This window comes from Vibrio cortegadensis (genome assembly GCF_024347395.1).
In the GTDB taxonomy this organism is placed as follows: domain Bacteria; phylum Pseudomonadota; class Gammaproteobacteria; order Enterobacterales; family Vibrionaceae; genus Vibrio; species Vibrio cortegadensis.
In genome coordinates this window covers 303,100-322,864 of record NZ_AP025472.1, presented here as the reverse complement: position 1 = coordinate 322,864, position 19,765 = coordinate 303,100, and the positions used below count along the sequence as shown (strand labels likewise).

The window sequence follows — 19,765 nt, the reverse complement described above, 5'->3', positions numbered from 1 at the left end:
AATATACTCGACCAACCCTTATATTTCAAGTAAAAATTTCTGCTAATTAGCCTTGGCGCTGTTTGTGCTTTGGCTCACTGCAAATTACGCGCACAACACCGTTGCGCTTGATAACTTTACAGTTACGGCAGATTTTTTTAACGGAAGCACGAACTTTCATTGCTAAACTCCGTAATTGGAACTGAACTTCTACAACCGAATTAACGGCCGTAACCTTTCAGATTCGCTTTTTTCAACACAGAATCATACTGTTGTGACATCAGATGAGTCTGTACCTGTGCCATGAAATCCATGATAACTACCACTACGATAAGTAGTGATGTGCCGCCAAAATAGAAACGTACGTTCCAAGCGACCATCATGAACTCAGGAATCAGACATATAAAAGTAATGTATAGAGCACCAGCTAAGGTTAGTCTAGTCATCACTTTATCGATATATTTCGCTGTCTGCTCACCTGGGCGGATGCCGGGTACGAATGCACCTGACTTCTTCAAGTTATCCGCTGTTTCACGTGGGTTAAACACCAACGCTGTATAAAAGAAACAGAAGAAAATAATTGCAGCAGCATAAAGCATTACATACAACGGTTGACCAGGGCTAAGAGCCAAAGACACATCAGTTAACCAACCGAATGCGCTGCTCTCACCATTTTGACCAAACCATTGAGCCAATGTTCCTGGGAACAAGATAATACTTGATGCAAAAATTGCTGGTATTACACCTGCCATATTAATTTTAAGTGGCAAGTGAGAACTTTGTGCTGCGAATACCTTACGACCTTGTTGACGTTTTGCATAATTAACGACGATACGACGTTGACCACGCTCCATGAAAACTACGAAGTAGATAACAGCAAAAGATAATACCGCAATAAACAATAGAAGAAGTACGTGCAATTCACCTTGACGCGCTTGCTCAATTGTTTGTCCGATTGCCGAAGGCAACCCTGCAACAATACCTGCAAAAATTAGTATTGAAATACCATTACCGATTCCACGCTCTGTAATTTGTTCACCTAACCACATCAAAAACATGGTACCAGTTACTAAACTCACGGTAGCAATAAGCGTAAACATGGTTTGGTTGATAACAACCAGATTATCGACCATGTTTGGTAGGCCTGTTGCGATACCTATAGCTTGGAACGTTGCAAGTACAAGCGTGCCATAACGCGTATATTGGCTTATCTTACGACGGCCTGCTTCACCCTCTTTTTTGAGTTCCGCTAACGCTGGATGAACTACAGTTAGCAATTGGACAACAATAGATGCCGAAATATACGGCATGATGCCCAATGCTAATATAGATGCACGCTCAAGAGCACCACCGGAGAACATGTTAAACATTTCTACGATGGTACCTTTTTGCTGCTCGAACAAATCGGCAAGTACAGCTGCGTCAATACCAGGAATCGGCACAAAAGAACCGGCTCGGAATACTAAAAGTGCACATATTACGAATAACAAGCGCGACTTTAATTCACTTAAACCGCTCTGAGCACTACGAAAATCTTGTCCTGGTTTCTTAGCCATCTGTACCTCGTTCCTCGAGATTATTCCTCGATTTTACCGCCTGCAGCTTCGATTGCAGCTTTAGCGCCTTTAGTCACGCGTAGACCTTTAACAGTCACAGCTTTGCTTAGTTCACCAGAAAGTACGATTTTTACAAATTCGATGTTCTTAGTTACTAAGTTAGCCGCTTTAAGGCTGTTCAAGTCAACTACGTCACCTGTAACATTCGCTAGCTCAGCTAGACGAATTTCAGCAGTCACAAGACTCTTACGAGATGTGAAACCGAATTTAGGTAGACGCTGTTTCAAAGGCATTTGACCGCCTTCAAAACCTGGACGAACAGAACCGCCAGAGCGTGATTTTTGACCTTTGTGGCCGCGGCCACCTGTTTTACCAAGGCCAGAACCGATACCACGACCTACACGCTTCTTAGAAGGTTTAGAGCCAGCAGCCGGTGATAGAGTATTCAAACGCATTCTGATTACTCCTCAATCTTAACCATGTAGTAAACCTTGTTGATCATACCGCGAATACACGGTGTATCTTCAAGTTCTACTGTATGGTTGATGCGACGAAGGCCTAAACCTTTCAAGCACGCTTTGTGCTTAGGTAGGCGACCAATTGAGCTCTTAGTTTGAGTCACTTTAATAGTATTAGCCATGGTTCTTACTCCGAAATTGTTTTAACGGTTAGACCACGTTTAGCTGCAACCATTTCTGGTGACTTAACGTCTGCTAGACCAGCAATCGTTGCGCGAACAACGTTGATTGGGTTAGTAGAACCGTAAGCTTTTGCTAATACGTTACGTACACCTACAACTTCAAGTACTGCACGCATCGCGCCACCGGCGATGATACCTGTACCTTCTGCAGCTTGCTGCATGTAGATCTTAGAGCCCGAATGACGACCTTTCACCGCGTGGTGAAGTGTGCCTTCGTTAAGTGCGATAGTAACCATGTTACGACGCGCTTTTTCCATTGCTTTTTGAATCGCAGCTGGTACTTCACGAGCTTTGCCGTAACCGAAACCAATGCGACCATTACCGTCACCAACTACTGTTAGTGCAGTGAAGCTCATGATTCGACCACCTTTAACCGTTTTAGAAACACGGTTAACAGCGATTAGTTTTTCTTGCAAATCACTAGCTTGTTGTTGTTCTTTAGCCATCTTCCAACCCTACCTTAGAATTTCAGACCAGCTTCGCGAGCAGAATCTGCTAGCGCCGCTACTCGACCGTGGTATTGGAAACCAGAACGATCGAAAGCAACATTTGAAATGCCTTTTTCGATTGCGCGCTCAGCAATAGCTTTACCTACAGCTGCAGCAGCGTCTACGTTACCAGTATTCTTAACTTGCTCACGGATCGCTTTTTCTACGGTAGAAGCTGCAGCGATAACCTCAGAGCCATTTGATGCAATAACCTGAGCATACACGTGACGAGGAGTACGGTGTACTACTAGGCGAGTTGCACCCAGTTCCGCAATCTTACGACGCGCACGTGTAGCACGACGGATGCGAGATGCTTTCTTATCCATAGTGTTACCTTACTTCTTCTTAGCTTCTTTAGTACGCACATTTTCATCTGCGTAACGAACACCTTTACCTTTATAAGGTTCAGGCTCACGGTAAGAACGAATGTCAGCCGCAACTTGACCTACTAGTTGTTTATCACAACCAGTAATAACGATCTCAGTTTGACTTGGACATTCAGCTTTAACACCTTCTGGTAGAGCATGCTCTACAGGGTGTGAGAAGCCCAAAGTTAGGCCTACAGCGTTGCCTTTCATAGCAGCACGGTAACCTACACCCTTAAGGGTCAGCTTCTTAGTAAAGCCTTCAGTAACACCAACAACCATATTGTTCACAAGAGCACGAGCTGTGCCTGCTTGTGCCCATGCGTTAGCTACGCCTTCGCGTGGACCGAACGTAATGGTGTTATCTTCCTGTGAGATAACTACAGCGTTGTTTAGAACGCGAGTTAGTTCACCTTTACCACCTTTAACAGTGATTTCCTGGCCGTTTAGTTTCAACTCTACGCCGGCAGGAATTGCAACAGGTGCCTTAGCAACACGAGACATATCCTACTCCTATTAAGCTACGTAGCAGATGATTTCACCACCAAGACCTGCTTTACGAGCAGCACGGTCAGACATCAGACCCTTGGAAGTGGACACTACAGCAATACCCAGACCACCCATCACAGACGGTAACGAGTCTTTATTTTTATAGACGCGAAGACCAGGACGTGATACACGTTGGATTTGCTCGATTACAGGTTTAGCTTGGAAGTACTTAAGTGTAACTTCTAGCTCTGGTTTTACTTCGCCTTCAACAGCGAATTCAGCGATATAACCTTCAGCTTTAAGTAATGCAGCAATTGCAACTTTAAGCTTTGAAGAAGGCATTTTCACAGCAACTTTATTTGCTGATTGACCGTTACGAACGCGGGTCAGCATATCCGAAATCGGATCTTGCATGCTCATAAGATTTACTCCAAATGATTAAGTGGCAATTACCAGCTAGCCTTACGAAGACCCGGAATCTCGCCTTTCATGCAAGCTTCGCGAACCTTAATACGGCTTAGACCGAATTTACGTAGGAAACCGTGTGGGCGACCAGTTTGGTTGCAACGGTTACGCTGACGTGATGCACTTGAATCACGAGGAAGAGCTTGCAGTTTAAGAACTGCATTCCAACGATCTTCTTCAGATGCGTTTACATCGCTAATAAGAGCTTTTAACGCAGAACGCTTTTCAGCGAACTTAGCTACTAGCTTCGCACGTTTAACTTCACGTGCTTTCATTGATTGTTTAGCCATAACAGTAACCCTTCACCTTACTTACGGAATGGGAAGTTAAAGGCAGCCAGCAAAGCACGGCCTTCCTCATCGGAGCCTGCAGTCGTCGTGATAGTAATATCAAGACCGCGGACACGATCGACTTTATCGTAGTCGATTTCCGGAAAGATGATTTGCTCGCGAACGCCCATGCTGTAGTTACCGCGTCCGTCAAAAGACTTAGCGCTAACACCACGGAAATCACGTACACGTGGAAGAGCAATAGAGATTAAACGCTCTAAGAACTCCCACATACGCTCGCCACGCAAGGTTACTTTACAACCGATTGGGTAGCCTTCACGAATTTTGAAACCAGCTACAGATTTGCGAGCTTTAGTGATAAGCGGCTTTTGACCAGAGATCGTTGCCATATCAGATGCTGCATTTTCTAGTAGTTTCTTATCGTTGATTGCTTCACCAACGCCCATGTTTAGGGTGATTTTATCAATCCTAGGGACTTGCATGACGCTTGTGTAGCTGAACTCTTTGGTAAGTTCAGCGACTACAGACGACTTGTAGTAATCATGCAGTTTCGCCATAGTAGAACTCCAAATTACTTCTATTAGTTAGAAACGATTTCGCCGTTAGATTTAAAGAAACGAACTTTCTTACCATCTTCGATACGGAAACCGATACGGTCTGCTTTACCAGTAGCCGCGTTAAAGATTGCAACGTTAGAAGCATCAATTGCTGCTTCTTGTTCAACGATGCCACCTTGCTGACCTAGAGCCGGAACCGGCTTTTGGTGCTTTTTCACAAGGTTGATACCTTCAACGATAACTTTACCAGTTGTCAGAACCTTAGTTACCTTACCTTTCTTGCCTTTATCTTTACCAGCAAGAATGATTACTTCGTCATTACGACGGATTTTAGCTGCCATTTTGTAACGCTCCTTACAGAACTTCAGGTGCTAGTGAAACAATCTTCATGAATTTCGAGTTACGAAGTTCACGAGTCACTGGCCCAAAGATACGTGTACCGACTGGTTGCTCAGTAGTGTCGTTCAACAATACGCAAGCATTACGGTCGAAGCGAATGACAGAACCGTCTGGACGACGAACGCCTTTACGGGTGCGCACTACAACCGCCTTAAGAACATCACCTTTTTTAACTTTACCGCGAGGAATTGCTTCCTTAACAGTAACTTTAATGATGTCTCCGATATGTGCATAACGGCGGTGAGAGCCACCCAGAACCTTAATACACATTACTCTACGAGCGCCGGAGTTATCCGCAGCGTCGAGTGTACTTTGCATTTGGATCATGTTAGTGCTCCGCTAAATATTAAAACTAGACCCATCACGGGTCGGGCTGCCTCTTTAAAAGGGACGCGAATTGTACCACCCTTTTTTGTGATTGGGTAGACAAAAAACAAGCGGCCCCAAAATTATTTTGGAGCCGCTTGGAAGTTATTGAATAAGCGAGATTAAATCTTCGCCTTTTCGATAACTTTTACCAATGCCCAAGACTTAGTCTTAGACAGTGGACGACACTCATGAATTTCAACTGAGTCGCCTAGACGACATTCGTTGTTTTCATCATGTGCGTGTACTTTGGTCGTGCGCTTTACGTATTTACCGTAAACTGGGTGTTTTACCACGCGCTCGATAGCAACAACGATAGATTTATCCATCTTATCGCTAATAACACGACCTTGTTGTGTACGACTTTGTTCGCTCATTATGCGTCTGCCTTCTCAGTCAAAACAGTTTTCACACGTGCGATATCACGACGAACAGTTTTTAGAGTATGAGTCTGCTGTAGTTGACCAGTAGCAGCTTGCATACGCAAGTTGAACTGTTCACGTAGCAAACCCAAAAGCTCTGCATTTAGCTCTTCAACGTTTTTTTCGCGTAGATCTTGTGCTTTCATCACATCACCTGCTTAGTTACAAAGGTAGTTTTGAAAGGCAGTTTACGAGCCGCTAGGCGGAACGCTTCACGTGCCAATTCTTCAGGTACACCACCCATCTCGTACATTACCTTTCCAGGTTGGATTTGGGCTACCCAGTACTCAACGTTACCTTTACCCTTACCTTGACGAACTTCAAGTGGTTTTTCTGTGATTGGTTTGTCTGGGAACACACGGATCCAGATTTGACCTTGACGCTTAACGTGACGTGTCATTGCACGACGTGCCGCTTCAATTTGACGAGCAGTCAGACGACCACGGCCAATAGCTTTAAGACCGAATTCGCCGAAGCTTACATCAGTACCTTTAGCTAGACCACGGTTGCGACCTGTCATAACCTTGCGGAACTTAGTACGTTTAGGTTGTAGCATGTCTCGACTCCTTACTTACGGCCTTTACGCTGCTTCTTAGGCTTATCAGCCTTTGGCTCTACTGCGTTAGCAGCAGGCATTCCGTCTAGAATCTCACCTTTGAAGATCCAAACTTTAATGCCGATCACACCGTATTGGGTGTGAGCCGAAGAAGTTGCGTAATCAATGTCAGCACGTAGAGTATGTAGAGGTACACGACCTTCACGATACCACTCAGAACGTGCAATTTCAGCACCGCCTAAACGGCCGCCTACTTGTACTTTGATGCCTTTAGCGCCTAGACGCATAGCATTCTGTACCGCACGCTTCATAGCGCGACGGAACATCACACGACGTTCTAGTTGAGATGCGATGCTATCAGCCACAAGTTGACCGTCTAGCTCAGGCTTACGTACTTCAGCGATGTTGATTTGTGCTGGTACGCCTGCAATTTTAGCTACAGCTGCGCGTAGCTTCTCAACGTCTTCGCCTTTCTTACCGATAACAACGCCTGGACGAGCTGTGTGAATAGTCACACGAACACTCTTAGCAGGACGTTCGATAACGATACGTGAAAGAGACGCTTTTTTCAGTTCTTTAGTTAGGAACTGACGTACCTTGAAGTCGCCGTCTAGGTTGGCAGCGAAATCTTTGGTATTAGCAAACCATGTAGCATTCCAAGGCTTGACGATGCCAAGACGAATACCATTAGGATGTACTTTCTGACCCATTGCTTACTCTCCTAGTCTCTAGCGATCAGCTACAACGATGCTGATGTGGCTTGAACGCTTCAAGATACGATCCGCACGACCTTTAGCACGAGGCATAATGCGCTTCATGATAGGGCCTTCATCTACGAAGATTTTAGCGACATTAAGATCATCAATATCTGCACCTTCGTTGTGTTCCGCGTTGGCGATTGCTGATTCAAGAACTTTCTTGATTAACACAGCAGCTTTTTTGTTGCTGAATGTTAAAATTTCTAGAGCCTGATCAACAGATTTACCGCGAATTTGGTCTGCAACTAAGCGAGCTTTCTGAGGCGAAATGCGAGCAAAGTTATGTTTAGCTAGTGCTTCCATCATCTACTCCTTAACGCTTCTTAGCTTTCTTATCTGCAGCATGGCCGCGATAAGTGCGAGTTGGTGCGAATTCGCCCAGTTTGTGACCGATCATTTCTTCGGTAACGAAAACTGGTACGTGCTGACGACCATTATGGACAGCGATGGTCAAACCAATCATTGTTGGGATGATCATTGAGCGACGGGACCAAGTCTTAATAGGCTTTTTGTCTCCGCTTTCCACCGCTTTCTCTACCTTCTTCAGCAAGTGTAGGTCAATGAAAGGACCTTTCTTGAGAGAACGTGGCATGGCGATTCCTCTTTATAGATTACTTATTACGACGACGTACAATGTACTTGTCAGTAGATTTATTCTTACGAGTCTTGAAGCCTTTAGTAGGCATACCCCAAGGTGATACAGGGTGACGACCGCCAGATGTGCGACCTTCACCACCACCGTGTGGGTGATCAACTGGGTTCATAACCACACCGCGGACGGTAGGACGAACACCGCGCCAGCGGTTAGCACCAGCTTTACCAAGTTCACGTAGCATATGCTCAGAGTTACCAACTTCACCGATAGTTGCACGGCCTTCAGAAAGTACTTTGCGCATTTCACCAGAACGTAAACGGATAGTTACGTATGCACCGTCGCGAGCAACGATTTGAGCATAAGCACCAGCCGAACGAGCTAGTTGTGCACCTTTACCAGGTTTAAGTTCAACACAGTGTACAGTAGAACCTACTGGGATGTTGCGCATTGGCAGAGTGTTACCTGCTTTAATTGCTGCATCCGCACCAGATTGGATCTGATCACCAGCTTGAACACCTTTTGGTGCAATAATGTAACGACGCTCACCGTCTGCGTACAGAACTAGAGCGATGTTAGCGCTACGGTTTGGATCGTATTCTAGACGTTCAACTTTCGCTGGAATACCGTCTTTAGTACGTTTAAAGTCAATTAAACGGTAATGATGTTTATGACCACCACCGATGTGACGTACTGTAATACGACCGTTGTTGTTACGACCACCATTTTTAGAGTTTTTCTCTAAAAGTGGAGCGTATGGCTTACCCTTGTGAAGGTCAGCGTTAACAACTTTAACGACGTGACGACGACCAGGGGAAGTCGGCTTACATTTAACAATAGCCATTTTTAACTACTCCTGTTATTCCGCACCGCCAACGAAGTCAAGATCTTGACCTTCTTTCAAAGTAACGTAGGCTTTCTTAACGTCTGAACGACGGCCTTCACGCATACCTTGACGTTTGGTCTTACCCTTGAGAACAAGAGTATTTACTGACTTAACTTCAACTTCAAATAGCTTTTCTACAGCTGCTTTGATCTCTTTCTTAGTCGCATCTTTAGCTACTTTAAAAACGATAGTGTTCGCTTTTTCAGCTGCCATAGTTGCTTTTTCAGAGATGTGTGGAGCACGTAGAACTTTTAGTAGACGCTCTTCAGTGATCATGCCAGCATCTCCTCAACTTGCTTAACTGCGTCAGCAGTCATTAGAACCTTGTTGAATGCAATTAGAGATACTGGATCAATACCAGCAACGTCACGTGCATCAACTTTGTATAGGTTACGAGCAGCTAAGAATAGATTCTCATCTACTTCGCCAGTTACAATCAGAACGTCACTTAGCTCAAGTTCATTAAGCTTAGCTACTAATTCTTTTGTCTTTGGAGCTTCTACAGAGAAGTTATCAACAACGATTAAACGCTCTTGACGAACTAGCTCAGAAAGAATGCTCTTCATAGCACCGCGGTACATTTTCTTGTTAACTTTTTGGCTGTGATCTTGTGGTTTCGCAGCAAAAGTAACACCACCTGAACGCCAGATTGGGCTACGAATTGTACCAGCACGAGCGCGGCCAGTACCTTTTTGACGCCATGGCTTAGCACCGCCGCCAGATACTTCAGAACGAGTCTTTTGAGCACGAGTACCTTGACGAGCACCTGCTGCATATGCAACAACCACTTGGTGTACTAGAGCTTCGTTAAAGTCACGTCCGAAAGTAGTCTCGGAAACAGTTAGTGCATCGGCACCTTTAACCATCAATTCCATTACTTACTCCTAGACGTTATGCTTTAACAGCAGGTTTGACGATCACGTTGCCACCTGTTGAGCCTGGTACTGCACCTTTAATAAGGAGTAGATTACGCTCAGCGTCAACACGTACGATCTCTAGGTTTTGAGTCGTTACACGCTCAGCTCCCATGTGACCTGCCATTTTTTTGCCTTTAAACACGCGACCTGGAGTTTGACATTGGCCAATTGAACCCGGTGCACGGTGAGACAAAGAGTTACCGTGAGTCATATCTTGTGTAGAGAAATTCCAACGCTTAACTACGCCTTGGAAGCCTTTACCTTTAGATGTGCCAGTAACGTCTACTTTTTTAATTTCATTGAAAAGTTCTACGTTTAGCTCAGCGCCAACTTCAAACTCTTCTCCGTTTTCTAAACGGAATTCCCAAAGACCGCGGCCCGCTTCAACACCTGCTTTCGCAAAGTGACCAGCTTCTGGCTTAGATACACGGTTAGCTTTCTTAGTACCAGCAGTTACTTGGATTGCTGCGTAGCCGTCGTTTTCAAGTGTTTTAACTTGAGAAACACGGTTCGCTTCAACCTCAACAACAGTTACTGGGATAGAAACGCCTTCTTCGGTAAATACGCGGGTCATACCCACTTTACGTCCGACTAGACCAATCATTATTCTAATCTCCCTTAACCTAGGCTAATTTGTACATCAACGCCAGCAGCTAGATCAAGACGCATTAGAGCATCAACAGTTTTATCTGTTGGCTCAACGATATCGATCAAACGCTTGTGAGTACGGATTTCGTACTGGTCACGAGCATCTTTGTTAACGTGTGGAGAGACAAGAATAGTAAAACGCTCTTTACGAGTAGGTAGTGGAATAGGACCACGAACCTGTGCGCCGGTACGTTTTGCTGTTTCAACGATTTCCGCTGTAGACTGATCGATTAGCTTGTAATCAAACGCCTTTAGACGGATACGAATACGTTGGTTCTGCATGAGACAGAGCTCCAGTTTAATAAATTACACAAACAATATCGCCACTCAAACTCGTTAAGACGAGTGAATGCCGATTGATTTATGTGAAACCGTAGTATCCAAAATTAGGACACATTGTCAGCTAACTATAATTAGTAAACTAATTAATATTAACCGCGAACATGAGCTGAGTATACATTACCAAAACCTAATAGGTTTTGCTCCTCGATGCTTATTGGTTCACAACTGGCTTAACCAGTGCGATGCATTATACAGATCACAGTTTAGGATGCAATAGTTTGGGTGAAAAAATAATCGAAGAAGAATTTTAAGCTTTATATCGAGGAAAATTCAGAGGGGGATTCATTACCAACAATAAAAAAGGAAGCCGAAGCTTCCTTTTTTCATCAATGCGGCTCTTAATAATAAGAGTGCAAAATCATTCGAAATTAAGCGAAGATTTTAGCAACAACACCAGCACCAACTGTACGGCCACCTTCACGGATTGCGAAGCGTAGACCGTCGTCCATTGCGATTGGAGCGATTAGCTCAACCGTCATTTGAACGTTGTCACCAGGCATTACCATTTCAACACCTTCTGGAAGTGTGATATCGCCTGTTACGTCAGTTGTACGGAAGTAGAACTGTGGACGGTAACCTTTGAAGAAAGGAGTGTGACGGCCGCCTTCGTCTTTAGAAAGTACGTATACTTCAGACTCAAACTTAGTATGTGGGTTGATAGAACCTTTAGCAGCAAGTACTTGGCCACGTTCAACGTCATCACGCTTAGTACCACGTAGAAGTGCACCAACGTTCTCACCTGCACGACCTTCGTCAAGCAGTTTACGGAACATTTCAACACCAGTACATGTAGTTACTGTAGTTTCTTTGATACCAACGATTTCTACTTCGTCACCTACGCGTAGGATACCGCGCTCGATACGACCAGTTACAACAGTACCACGACCTTGAATTGAGAATACATCTTCAATAGGAAGTAGGAACGGAAGGTCTACAGCACGCTCTGGAAGAGGAATGTAAGAATCTAGAGCTTCTGCAAGCTCAACGATTTTATCTTCCCACTGTTTTTCGCCGTTTAGAGCGCCAAGAGCAGAACCTTGAATTACTGGAAGATCATCACCAGGGTATTCGTATTCAGAAAGAAGTTCACGAACTTCCATTTCTACTAGCTCAAGAAGCTCTTCATCATCAACCATGTCACATTTGTTCATGAATACGATGATGTAAGGAATACCAACTTGACGACCAAGTAGGATGTGCTCACGAGTTTGTGGCATAGGGCCATCTGTCGCAGCAACAACTAGGATACCACCGTCCATTTGCGCAGCACCAGTGATCATGTTTTTAACATAATCCGCGTGTCCTGGGCAATCTACGTGTGCGTAGTGACGTTCTGGAGTATCGTACTCAACGTGAGAAGTTGCGATTGTGATACCGCGCTCACGCTCTTCTGGAGCGTTATCGATAGATGCGAAGTCTTTAGCTTCACCACCGTACACTTTTGAAAGTGTAGTACAGATAGCAGCAGTTAGAGTTGTTTTACCGTGGTCAACGTGGCCGATAGTACCAACGTTTACGTGCGGTTTCGTACGTTCAAATTTTTCTTTAGACACGAGCGTGTTCCTTCCTAGTTATGATTCGCCACGATCATTATTGATCGAGACGCGCCAGAATTTGCTATTTTATGCGCCAACTCTCGTCAGCGCAATATTTGGACGTATGGATTCTTCAAAAAATTGGAGAAATATACATCCTGCTTGTTTAACCACGCTCTGCAATGATTGCATTTGCAACATTTTTTGGCACTTCGGCGTACTCACTAAACTCCATAGAGTAAGAAGCACGACCTTGTGTCGCAGAACGTAAATCAGTTGCGTAACCGAACATGACAGACAACGGAACTTGTGCACGAATTATCTTCAGGCCAGCTGTTCCCTCGTCCATACCTTCGATGAGGCCCCGGCGACGGTTAATATCGCCAACAACATCACCCATCCAGTCTTCTGGAGTAGTTACTTCAACTTTCATCACAGGCTCAAGCAGAACTGGTTGAGCTTCGAGAGCGCCAGTTCTGAAAGCCATAGAGGCAGCGATTGTAAACGCCATCTCACTTGAATCTACTTCATGGTAAGAACCATCATACAGTGTCGCTTTAATATCCAATACAGGATAACCAGCAAGAACACCATTGTTCATCTGCTCTTCAATACCTTTCGATACTGAGCTGATGTACTCTTTCGGTACTGTACCATTGGCAATTTCATTTACGAAGACAAAACCTTCACCCGTTTCAGACGGTTCTAGTTTCAGCCATACGTGACCGTATTGCCCTTTACCACCGTGTTCGCGGATAAATTTACCTTCAGCTTTCGCTGTGCCACGGATAGTTTCACGGTAAGCGACTTGTGGATTACCAACATTGCAGTTCACGTTAAATTCGCGCTTCATGCGGTCAACGATGATATCCAAATGCAGTTCACCCATACCTGAAATCAGGGTTTGACCCGTTTCATCGTCCATATCAACGCGGAATGAGGGATCTTCTGCAGCAAGTTTGCTTAACGCAATAGTCATTTTATCTTGATCAGCTTGAGAGCTTGGCTCTACAACGATCTGAATAACTGGATCTGGGAACTCCATGCGCTCAAGAACAATCTTATGGTTCTGATCACACAGTGTTTCACCAGTAGTTACATCTTTTAAGCCAATAATAGCCGCGATGTCACCTGCTCGCACTTCTTTCACTTCTTCACGTTTATTTGAATGCATTTGAACAATGCGCCCTAAACGTTCACGCTGTTTCTTCACCGAGTTGTAAGCGGTTTTTCCACTTTCAACCACTCCAGAATAAACACGTACGAAAGTTAAAGTGCCAACAAATGGGTCTGTCGCAATTTTAAATGCAAGAGCTGAAAATGGTTCATTGTCGTCTGCATGACGTTCAACTTCATTTTCATCTTCATCCAAACCTTGAATTGCTGGAACATCAATTGGAGAAGGCAAATATTCAACAACAGCATCAAGAACAGCTTGTACACCTTTGTTTTTGAATGCACTACCACAAGTGGCCAGTACGATTTCATTATTCAGAGTACGAATTCGTAACGCTTCCTTGATCTCAGCTTCTGTTAATTCACCTTCTTCAAGGTACTTATCCATTAGCTCTTCAGTTGCTTCCGCAGCTGCTTCAACAAGGTTATTATGCCACTCATCTGCCAATTCCTGCATATCAGCTGGAATCTCCTCGTATGAGAAGGTCATGCCTTGATCGGCTTCATTCCAGTTGATCGCTTTCATCTTGATAAGGTCGATTACACCTTTGAAATTCTCTTCCTCACCAATATTTAGGTGAATAGGAACAGGATTAGCACCAAGACGTTCTTTAATTTGTTCTATTACGCGCAGAAAATCTGCTCCGGTACGGTCCATTTTGTTAACAAACACAAGACGAGGAACGTTGTATTTGTCAGCTTGGCGCCATACGGTTTCAGATTGAGGTTCTACACCAGATGAACCACAGAAAACGACAACGGCACCATCAAGTACGCGTAATGAGCGTTCTACTTCAATGGTAAAGTCTACGTGTCCTGGGGTATCGATGATATTGATTCGATGATCTTGGAATTGCGCATCCATACCACGCCAGAATGTAGTAGTCGCAGCTGAAGTGATAGTGATACCACGTTCTTGCTCCTGCTCCATCCAGTCCATGGTAGCCGCACCATCGTGAACTTCACCGATTTTATGAGAAAGGCCAGTATAGAACAGAATACGCTCAGTTGTGGTTGTTTTACCTGCATCTACGTGCGCACAGATACCGATATTACGGTAGCGCTCAATAGGAGTTTTACGAGCCACGATTGTATCCTCATTATGTAGGGACTATTAATATTAAAAATGTAATTTAACAATCACTTTAGAAATATGAATAAACCCTATTTTCTATCTCTTTTTAAATATGGTTTTTAAAAAGGAAAGCTTAGAAAATAAAGAAGTGCTGCAGGCAAGCCCGCAGCACTAAAAAGGTATTACCAGCGGTAATGTGCGAATGCTTTGTTAGCATCAGCCATACGGTGAACGTCTTCACGTTTCTTAACCGAAGTACCTTTGTTCTCAGACGCGTCTAGCATTTCAGCAGCTAGGCGTTGAGCCATAGATTTTTCACCACGCTTACGCGCAGCTTCAACTACCCAACGCATAGCAAGAGCGTTACGGCGAACCGGACGAACTTCTACAGGTACTTGGTAAGTTGAACCACCCACACGGCGAGATTTAACTTCTACCGCAGGACGAACATTTTCAAGAGCTTCTTCAAATACAGCTAAGTGATCTTTACCAGATTTCTCAGCCATAACTTCTAGTGCAGTGTAAACAATTTTCTCTGCAGTAGATTTCTTTCCGTCAACCATAAGGATGTTAACGAATTTTGCCAGCAGCTCAGATTTGAACTTAGGATCTGGAAGGATCTTACGCTGGCCTATAACGCGACGACGTGGCATGGATATTCTCCGTTGTCTTCTTCAGGTTTTTTCCAAAACTTTTCAGAATAATAAATAAAATAGTGTTTGGCCTTACTTAACGCTTTCTTTTTAAAAAAGACGCATTAAGACTTAGGACGTTTAACACCATACTTAGAACGACCTTTCTTACGGTCGTTTACGCCAGCACAGTCAAGTGCGCCACGTACAGTGTGGTAACGCACACCTGGTAAATCTTTAACACGACCACCACGGATAAGAACAACACTGTGTTCTTGAAGGTTGTGACCTTCGCCGCCGATGTATGAAGTAACTTCAAAGCCGTTAGTTAGACGAACACGACATACTTTACGTAATGCTGAGTTCGGTTTTTTTGGAGTAGTAGTATATACGCGAGTACATACACCACGTTTTTGTGGGCACGCTTCTAGTGCTGGCACGTTGCTTTTAACAACTTGCTTTGCACGAGGCTGGCGTACCAACTGGTTAATAGTTGCCATTAAATAGCTCCTGAATTACTTGAAAGTAAGCTTTGTGAAAAATCTAGCCCTATCGATACTTAGTATAAATAGGGACGCAAAATTCTATTCAGCAGTGAGGGGTGTGTCAAGAAATATACAATCAAGATCGCATTTATTTTAGCCATCTAGCAGTGTGCGAGAAATTAGAGTTGGAATTACTCCCATGTCATTGATTGCTCATGCGCAACAGTTAGCTCAACAAACCCTTCAAAATCAACATGTTGAATAAATTCATTTATCGATAAAGTCAAACCTCTGGCCAATGCATCGTTCGAAAGAAAAAAAACTGAAGCTGGACAATTTTTCAGCAAAAAATGCGAGAAATGACCTTCATTAATCGCATAAATTGAATCTTCGACCAAAATCACGGCATCTTGATCAGCTAAATACGCTAAAACAGAAGGTATTTGATGGGGGGTTTTCACGATATGAAGCATAATTTCATCTCTTAAAACTAGAAGGTAAGGATCTTATTACAACGCTGAAGTTTGGCCGTAATTTCACTTTTGGATAACCACTCAGGTTCTAAAATTGTTGCCGTTTTTAACAACCCCATATGTTCATAACTTTCCTGACAGGCATAGATATTTTCAATCTCGTATAATTCCATCAGTTTGAACGCGCTGATGTAATCTCGTCCTAAAATAACTTCCGGTTGCTGATTTAAAATAAGCTGAGCAACGCCCTCTGCGATAAAAAACACATGGATGTTCTCACTGTATGCAGAGGCCGCCAATAAAGCATCTAAGCCTTCGCGCCCTTTGCTTGTCGTATGAGGAGAGCTTTTAAACACAAACGCAATCGACTTCAAAATTGTACCACTCTATCTTGCATCAATAATGCTTCTGCTAATGAGCCTAAGCCACTTTGATTAAAACGACTGGCTAAGTTGTCGGAGTCTAAACCGTGTTGCTTAGACTCGTTCTCGCTGACAATACCACGACGTAATGCCGCCGCTACGCAAGTCTCTAACCTTACTGAATGTTGCTCAGCTAACTCTTGCCAATGTTTGACGAGATCAAATTCATCATTCGCTGGCACGGTAAGGCGAGAGCCGTTATTAACACCATCTTGATAAAAAAAGACACTGACCAAATGGTGCCCTTTTTCGAGCAATGCTTGAGCAAACAGATACGCCGTTCTTGCGGATTGACTCCCATAAACTGAGCCATTAACAACCAGTGTATATGTGAGTTTTTCAGCCGCTTGTTGCGCTTTATTTTCAGAGGCCATTACGCCTCTCCATCTTCAACTTTACGCTGGCGAATATACAAATAGACGGTATGTTTTGAGATGTTCAAGCGATCCGCGACACGGTTGATAGCATCTTTAATATCAAAAATCCCTTTGTCGTAAAGTTCCATTACGATTTGGCGATTCTTAGTATTATTCGATACCGATTTATCGGCATTAATATCTTCAATTGTGCGCTCAACCGTTTGGTCAACCAACTCTTCAACATCACTTGCGAAGTTAACTGATGACGCCGCTTCTTCCGCTTCTTGTGTTGGCATAAACGACTGTAATACTTGGGAGAATGGCGCGTCTAAATTAACGTTAATACACAATAAACCAATCACTCGCTCTTCACCGTTACGTATTGCAACTGTGATAGATTTCATTAGCACCCCACCCTTTGCACGGGTGAAATATGAACGAGAAAAGTTGCGTTTTGAGCCTTCAATATCCTTTAACATTCTCAGCGCTAAATCGGTGATGGGTGATCCGACTTGACGTCCTGTATTTTCACCGTTGGCAATTTTAATCGCCGATGTATTTAGATCTTCTAAAGAGTGCAAAACAATTTCACAGAATGGCCCAATGAGACTGGCAATTCCATCGACCACGGCTTCATAAGATTTAAGAATGATTTTGTCATGCTCACTAAATGGCATCACGGTAACGGATTCCATTTCGAGCAACATATCAGCATTTACTGTTTCTGTGGTTGTCACTTTAAATTAGCCTTAGAACGAAAAATCAACAAATTGATGTAAGTTTATCAGAAAATTTTAATTGCACATCAATGTAACTGGCTAACTAGTGATTTAAAACAACTAATCTCTTACAAAATTAGCGCTATAACCTTTATCTTCCTGCATAAAAAAAGCCTGAATCGCTTCAGGCTTTATTAGAAATAGTGTTTAGATATTACTGAACTGCAGTTTTAGTTCCGTTATCAATGCTCAATAATTCCACTTCAAATACCAGTGTTGAGTTTGCTGGAATCGTTGGCGTATCTTGTGCGCCGTACGCTAATTCTGAAGGGATAACAAACTTGTATTTAGAACCCACTTGCATCAGTTGAACACCTTCAGTCCAACCTGGAATTACGCGGTTAAGAGGGAAGGTTGCTGGTTGGCCACGATCATAAGAGCTATCAAATTGAGTACCGTCAATCAATGTGCCTTTGTAGTGCACTTCAACAGTATCGGTATCTTTTGGTGATTCACCTTCAGCTTTTGACATTACTTGGTACAGCAAGCCTGATTCTGTTTTCGTTACGCCTTCTTGTTTTTCGAAGTTCGCACGGAAATCATCGCCCGCTTTCTTTGCTGCTGCTGACTTTTCTGCAGCTTGTGCTTGCATTTTTTCTGAAACGCGCTTGTCTAAAGATTCCAACGCGGCACGAGTATCTTCTTCACTCATTTCTGGGTTACCCGCAAAAACGTGTTCGATACCTTTAAGAACCAACTCTTTATTTAGATCGATACCAATTTCACTCGGTTTATCAATACTTGTGCTCAAGTAGTTTGCGAATGACACGCCAATTGCGTATGCCGCTTTATCATCTTCTGTTTTAAAGTGAACGGTTTTGCCGGCTTCTGCTTGAACTTGCTCTGCTGGTGCCGTTTCTACTTTTGGTGCTTCTTCTTTTTGGCAACCCACTGCTAGCATTACTGTTGCTGCAAGTAGCGACACTTTAAAAATCGATTTCATTTATTTCTCCAAAGATGGACTAGCCATTTGTTATGGTGCACAAATCTCATGTTTAGATGGGTGCATTAAATTGTTGTTCCAATATACTAGTTATATGTCTTTAGACACAAACTGGATTATGAGAGCTGATGCGAATAATTTCTCACTCAATACTATGTGCCATTGTCATCACCATGTTAAATGGGTGTTTTTTTTCGAGCAAAGATGAACAGCGTTGGGAAATTGAACCTCAAGGCTCCACCAGCTTCGCGCTCAGTCGTGATGGTCGATTTGCGCTACTCTATTCAAAACAGAGCCATTTACTCTTTTGGGATCTTGTTGAAGGAAAGCAACTGGCTCAACTTGGCGAACAAGATCCACAAGCGAATACCGTATCTCGTATTCGCATTTCTGACAATGGCCGTTTTGCGATTACCGCCAGTCAAATAAACTTTGCCGTTTGGGATTTGGCTTGGAGCCAATCTGAAGGGCTATGGTCTATCTCTGATGGTTTAATTCGCGATGTTGATATCGCCAGTAATGGTGACCAAGTTCTACTAGGTTTATCAAATGGTAAAGCTATTTATGTGGACTTAGTCACCGGAAGACGCATAGAGTTCCTTGCGCATAGAGAAAAAATTAATTCTGTTGCGATTTCGCCGAATGGTCGCTTTGCGCTTTCTGGAGGGAACGATTACAAAGCCTACCTGTGGGATACCCAATCCGGTTTAGTGCTGCGCACCTTTGAACATGAGCAGCGCGTGAATCGCGTCGCGCTACAGAGAGATGGCAAACTTGCCTTTACCTCTGATGGCGGAAATGGTGCATTTGTGTGGAATTTAGAAACCGGTGAGAAGGTGTCAGCACTAAGTAGCTTATCACGCCAGCTTATTTTTTCTGCCGCTCGATTTTCTGATGATGGTTCGCAACTCATTACAGGAACGCCCTCTGGCCGAGTGATGGTTTGGGATACAAAAAGCGGTAAACGCACTGATGGTTTTGAAGTCGAACCGCTAAAAGATGCTCGTCCTCCACGCGCAGTGGTGTATGATGCAGCCTTCGATTTACAGCAACGTGTGATAACAGCCACGTCTGCTGGCATAGCTCAAGCTTGGAAACTAGACGATTAATC

Annotated in this window: 33 protein-coding genes; 1 reads left to right on the top strand and 32 read right to left on the bottom strand. The window is 43.7% G+C overall.

What is annotated here, in order from left to right:
* Window positions 1-46: 46 nt before the first annotated feature.
* The 32 genes from rpmJ to fkpA form a co-directional block, all read right to left on the bottom strand.
* Window positions 47-160: a 50S ribosomal protein L36 gene (gene rpmJ / locus OCV39_RS01505; protein ID WP_000868186.1), complete on the bottom strand. Its 114-nt coding sequence runs from the start codon at window positions 158-160 to the stop codon at window positions 47-49.
* Between the two features lie 40 nt (window positions 161-200).
* Window positions 201-1,535: a preprotein translocase subunit SecY gene (gene secY, locus OCV39_RS01500; protein ID WP_017051446.1), complete on the bottom strand. Its 1,335-nt coding sequence runs from the start codon at window positions 1,533-1,535 to the stop codon at window positions 201-203.
* Between the two features lie 20 nt (window positions 1,536-1,555).
* Entirely contained in the window at window positions 1,556-1,990 is a 435-nt protein-coding gene (rplO, locus tag OCV39_RS01495; protein WP_017051445.1) for a 50S ribosomal protein L15, read from the bottom strand.
* Window positions 1,991-1,995: 5 nt separating this feature from the next.
* Complete coding sequence (rpmD, locus tag OCV39_RS01490) at window positions 1,996-2,175, bottom strand: 50S ribosomal protein L30 (RefSeq protein WP_017051444.1); 180 nt, start codon at window positions 2,173-2,175, stop codon at window positions 1,996-1,998.
* 5 nt (window positions 2,176-2,180) lie between these two features.
* The gene (gene rpsE, locus OCV39_RS01485) at window positions 2,181-2,681 is read right to left on the bottom strand and encodes a 30S ribosomal protein S5 (protein ID WP_113795481.1); all 501 of its coding nucleotides are present in this window, start codon (window positions 2,679-2,681) and stop codon (window positions 2,181-2,183) included.
* A gap of 14 nt (window positions 2,682-2,695) precedes the next feature.
* Window positions 2,696-3,049: a 50S ribosomal protein L18 gene (gene rplR, locus OCV39_RS01480; protein ID WP_113795480.1), complete on the bottom strand. Its 354-nt coding sequence runs from the start codon at window positions 3,047-3,049 to the stop codon at window positions 2,696-2,698.
* Window positions 3,050-3,058: 9 nt separating this feature from the next.
* Window positions 3,059-3,592, bottom strand: a complete 534-nt coding sequence (gene rplF / locus OCV39_RS01475) for a 50S ribosomal protein L6 (protein WP_113795479.1) — start codon at window positions 3,590-3,592, stop codon at window positions 3,059-3,061.
* A 12-nt stretch (window positions 3,593-3,604) separates the two neighbouring features.
* Window positions 3,605-3,997: a 30S ribosomal protein S8 gene (gene rpsH, locus OCV39_RS01470; RefSeq protein WP_017051440.1), complete on the bottom strand. Its 393-nt coding sequence runs from the start codon at window positions 3,995-3,997 to the stop codon at window positions 3,605-3,607.
* A 29-nt stretch (window positions 3,998-4,026) separates the two neighbouring features.
* Window positions 4,027-4,332, bottom strand: coding sequence for a 30S ribosomal protein S14 (rpsN, locus tag OCV39_RS01465; RefSeq protein ID WP_017051439.1), 306 nt, complete (start codon window positions 4,330-4,332; stop codon window positions 4,027-4,029).
* 17 nt (window positions 4,333-4,349) lie between these two features.
* The gene (gene rplE, locus OCV39_RS01460; RefSeq protein WP_017051438.1) at window positions 4,350-4,889 is read right to left on the bottom strand and encodes a 50S ribosomal protein L5; all 540 of its coding nucleotides are present in this window, start codon (window positions 4,887-4,889) and stop codon (window positions 4,350-4,352) included.
* 23 nt (window positions 4,890-4,912) lie between these two features.
* Complete coding sequence (gene rplX, locus OCV39_RS01455) at window positions 4,913-5,230, bottom strand: 50S ribosomal protein L24 (protein WP_113795478.1); 318 nt, start codon at window positions 5,228-5,230, stop codon at window positions 4,913-4,915.
* Window positions 5,231-5,243: 13 nt separating this feature from the next.
* On the bottom strand, window positions 5,244-5,615 hold the full coding sequence (gene rplN / locus OCV39_RS01450; RefSeq protein ID WP_017051436.1) for a 50S ribosomal protein L14: 372 nt from the start codon (window positions 5,613-5,615) through the stop codon (window positions 5,244-5,246).
* Window positions 5,616-5,776: 161 nt separating this feature from the next.
* Complete coding sequence (gene rpsQ / locus OCV39_RS01445) at window positions 5,777-6,031, bottom strand: 30S ribosomal protein S17 (RefSeq protein WP_113795477.1); 255 nt, start codon at window positions 6,029-6,031, stop codon at window positions 5,777-5,779.
* Window positions 6,031-6,222: a 50S ribosomal protein L29 gene (gene rpmC / locus OCV39_RS01440; protein WP_113795476.1), complete on the bottom strand. Its 192-nt coding sequence runs from the start codon at window positions 6,220-6,222 to the stop codon at window positions 6,031-6,033. The genes rpsQ and rpmC overlap by 1 nt, the downstream gene beginning before the upstream one ends.
* Window positions 6,222-6,632, bottom strand: a complete 411-nt coding sequence (gene rplP / locus OCV39_RS01435) for a 50S ribosomal protein L16 (protein ID WP_017051433.1) — start codon at window positions 6,630-6,632, stop codon at window positions 6,222-6,224. Before rplP ends, rpmC begins: the two co-directional genes overlap by 1 nt.
* 11 nt (window positions 6,633-6,643) lie before the next feature.
* On the bottom strand, window positions 6,644-7,342 hold the full coding sequence (rpsC, locus tag OCV39_RS01430; protein WP_113795475.1) for a 30S ribosomal protein S3: 699 nt from the start codon (window positions 7,340-7,342) through the stop codon (window positions 6,644-6,646).
* Window positions 7,343-7,360: 18 nt separating this feature from the next.
* Complete coding sequence (rplV, locus tag OCV39_RS01425; RefSeq protein ID WP_026026743.1) at window positions 7,361-7,693, bottom strand: 50S ribosomal protein L22; 333 nt, start codon at window positions 7,691-7,693, stop codon at window positions 7,361-7,363.
* Between the two features lie 10 nt (window positions 7,694-7,703).
* Window positions 7,704-7,982, bottom strand: a complete 279-nt coding sequence (rpsS, locus tag OCV39_RS01420) for a 30S ribosomal protein S19 (RefSeq protein WP_005435078.1) — start codon at window positions 7,980-7,982, stop codon at window positions 7,704-7,706.
* Between the two features lie 19 nt (window positions 7,983-8,001).
* Entirely contained in the window at window positions 8,002-8,826 is an 825-nt protein-coding gene (gene rplB / locus OCV39_RS01415; RefSeq protein ID WP_113795474.1) for a 50S ribosomal protein L2, read from the bottom strand.
* A 15-nt stretch (window positions 8,827-8,841) separates the two neighbouring features.
* Window positions 8,842-9,144 carry a 50S ribosomal protein L23 gene (gene rplW / locus OCV39_RS01410; RefSeq protein WP_017029101.1) on the bottom strand — a complete coding sequence of 101 codons (303 nt, stop codon included), beginning with the start codon at window positions 9,142-9,144 and terminating at the stop codon, window positions 8,842-8,844.
* The gene (gene rplD, locus OCV39_RS01405) at window positions 9,141-9,743 is read right to left on the bottom strand and encodes a 50S ribosomal protein L4 (RefSeq protein WP_113795473.1); all 603 of its coding nucleotides are present in this window, start codon (window positions 9,741-9,743) and stop codon (window positions 9,141-9,143) included. Before rplD ends, rplW begins: the two co-directional genes overlap by 4 nt.
* A gap of 16 nt (window positions 9,744-9,759) precedes the next feature.
* On the bottom strand, window positions 9,760-10,389 hold the full coding sequence (gene rplC / locus OCV39_RS01400; RefSeq protein ID WP_017053626.1) for a 50S ribosomal protein L3: 630 nt from the start codon (window positions 10,387-10,389) through the stop codon (window positions 9,760-9,762).
* Window positions 10,390-10,403: 14 nt separating this feature from the next.
* A complete protein-coding gene (gene rpsJ, locus OCV39_RS01395) occupies window positions 10,404-10,715 on the bottom strand; it encodes a 30S ribosomal protein S10 (protein ID WP_017053625.1) in 312 nt (103 codons plus the stop codon).
* Window positions 10,716-11,143: 428 nt separating this feature from the next.
* On the bottom strand, window positions 11,144-12,328 hold the full coding sequence (gene tuf, locus OCV39_RS01390; RefSeq protein WP_261888623.1) for an elongation factor Tu: 1,185 nt from the start codon (window positions 12,326-12,328) through the stop codon (window positions 11,144-11,146).
* Between the two features lie 148 nt (window positions 12,329-12,476).
* A complete protein-coding gene (gene fusA, locus OCV39_RS01385) occupies window positions 12,477-14,573 on the bottom strand; it encodes an elongation factor G (protein WP_113797154.1) in 2,097 nt (698 codons plus the stop codon).
* Between the two features lie 170 nt (window positions 14,574-14,743).
* Window positions 14,744-15,214 (bottom strand): 30S ribosomal protein S7, encoded by a 471-nt coding sequence (rpsG, locus tag OCV39_RS01380; protein WP_012604916.1) that lies wholly within the window; start codon window positions 15,212-15,214, stop codon window positions 14,744-14,746.
* 104 nt (window positions 15,215-15,318) lie between these two features.
* Window positions 15,319-15,693 (bottom strand): 30S ribosomal protein S12, encoded by a 375-nt coding sequence (rpsL, locus tag OCV39_RS01375; protein WP_012549145.1) that lies wholly within the window; start codon window positions 15,691-15,693, stop codon window positions 15,319-15,321.
* A 176-nt stretch (window positions 15,694-15,869) separates the two neighbouring features.
* Entirely contained in the window at window positions 15,870-16,151 is a 282-nt protein-coding gene (gene tusB, locus OCV39_RS01370) for a sulfurtransferase complex subunit TusB (protein WP_113797156.1), read from the bottom strand.
* 17 nt (window positions 16,152-16,168) lie between these two features.
* Window positions 16,169-16,525 (bottom strand): sulfurtransferase complex subunit TusC, encoded by a 357-nt coding sequence (tusC, locus tag OCV39_RS01365; RefSeq protein WP_017053172.1) that lies wholly within the window; start codon window positions 16,523-16,525, stop codon window positions 16,169-16,171.
* Window positions 16,522-16,947: a sulfurtransferase complex subunit TusD gene (gene tusD, locus OCV39_RS01360; protein WP_261888805.1), complete on the bottom strand. Its 426-nt coding sequence runs from the start codon at window positions 16,945-16,947 to the stop codon at window positions 16,522-16,524. The genes tusC and tusD overlap by 4 nt, the downstream gene beginning before the upstream one ends.
* On the bottom strand, window positions 16,947-17,669 hold the full coding sequence (locus OCV39_RS01355) for a helix-turn-helix transcriptional regulator (RefSeq protein WP_017053170.1): 723 nt from the start codon (window positions 17,667-17,669) through the stop codon (window positions 16,947-16,949). The genes tusD and OCV39_RS01355 overlap by 1 nt, the downstream gene beginning before the upstream one ends.
* A gap of 196 nt (window positions 17,670-17,865) precedes the next feature.
* The gene (fkpA, locus tag OCV39_RS01350) at window positions 17,866-18,654 is read right to left on the bottom strand and encodes an FKBP-type peptidyl-prolyl cis-trans isomerase (protein ID WP_017053169.1); all 789 of its coding nucleotides are present in this window, start codon (window positions 18,652-18,654) and stop codon (window positions 17,866-17,868) included.
* Window positions 18,655-18,782: 128 nt separating this feature from the next.
* Here fkpA and OCV39_RS01345 point away from each other — a divergent pair, with 128 nt between their 5' ends.
* Window positions 18,783-19,763 carry a WD40 repeat domain-containing protein gene (locus OCV39_RS01345; protein WP_017053168.1) on the top strand — a complete coding sequence of 327 codons (981 nt, stop codon included), beginning with the start codon at window positions 18,783-18,785 and terminating at the stop codon, window positions 19,761-19,763.
* Window positions 19,764-19,765: the final 2 nt, after the last annotated feature.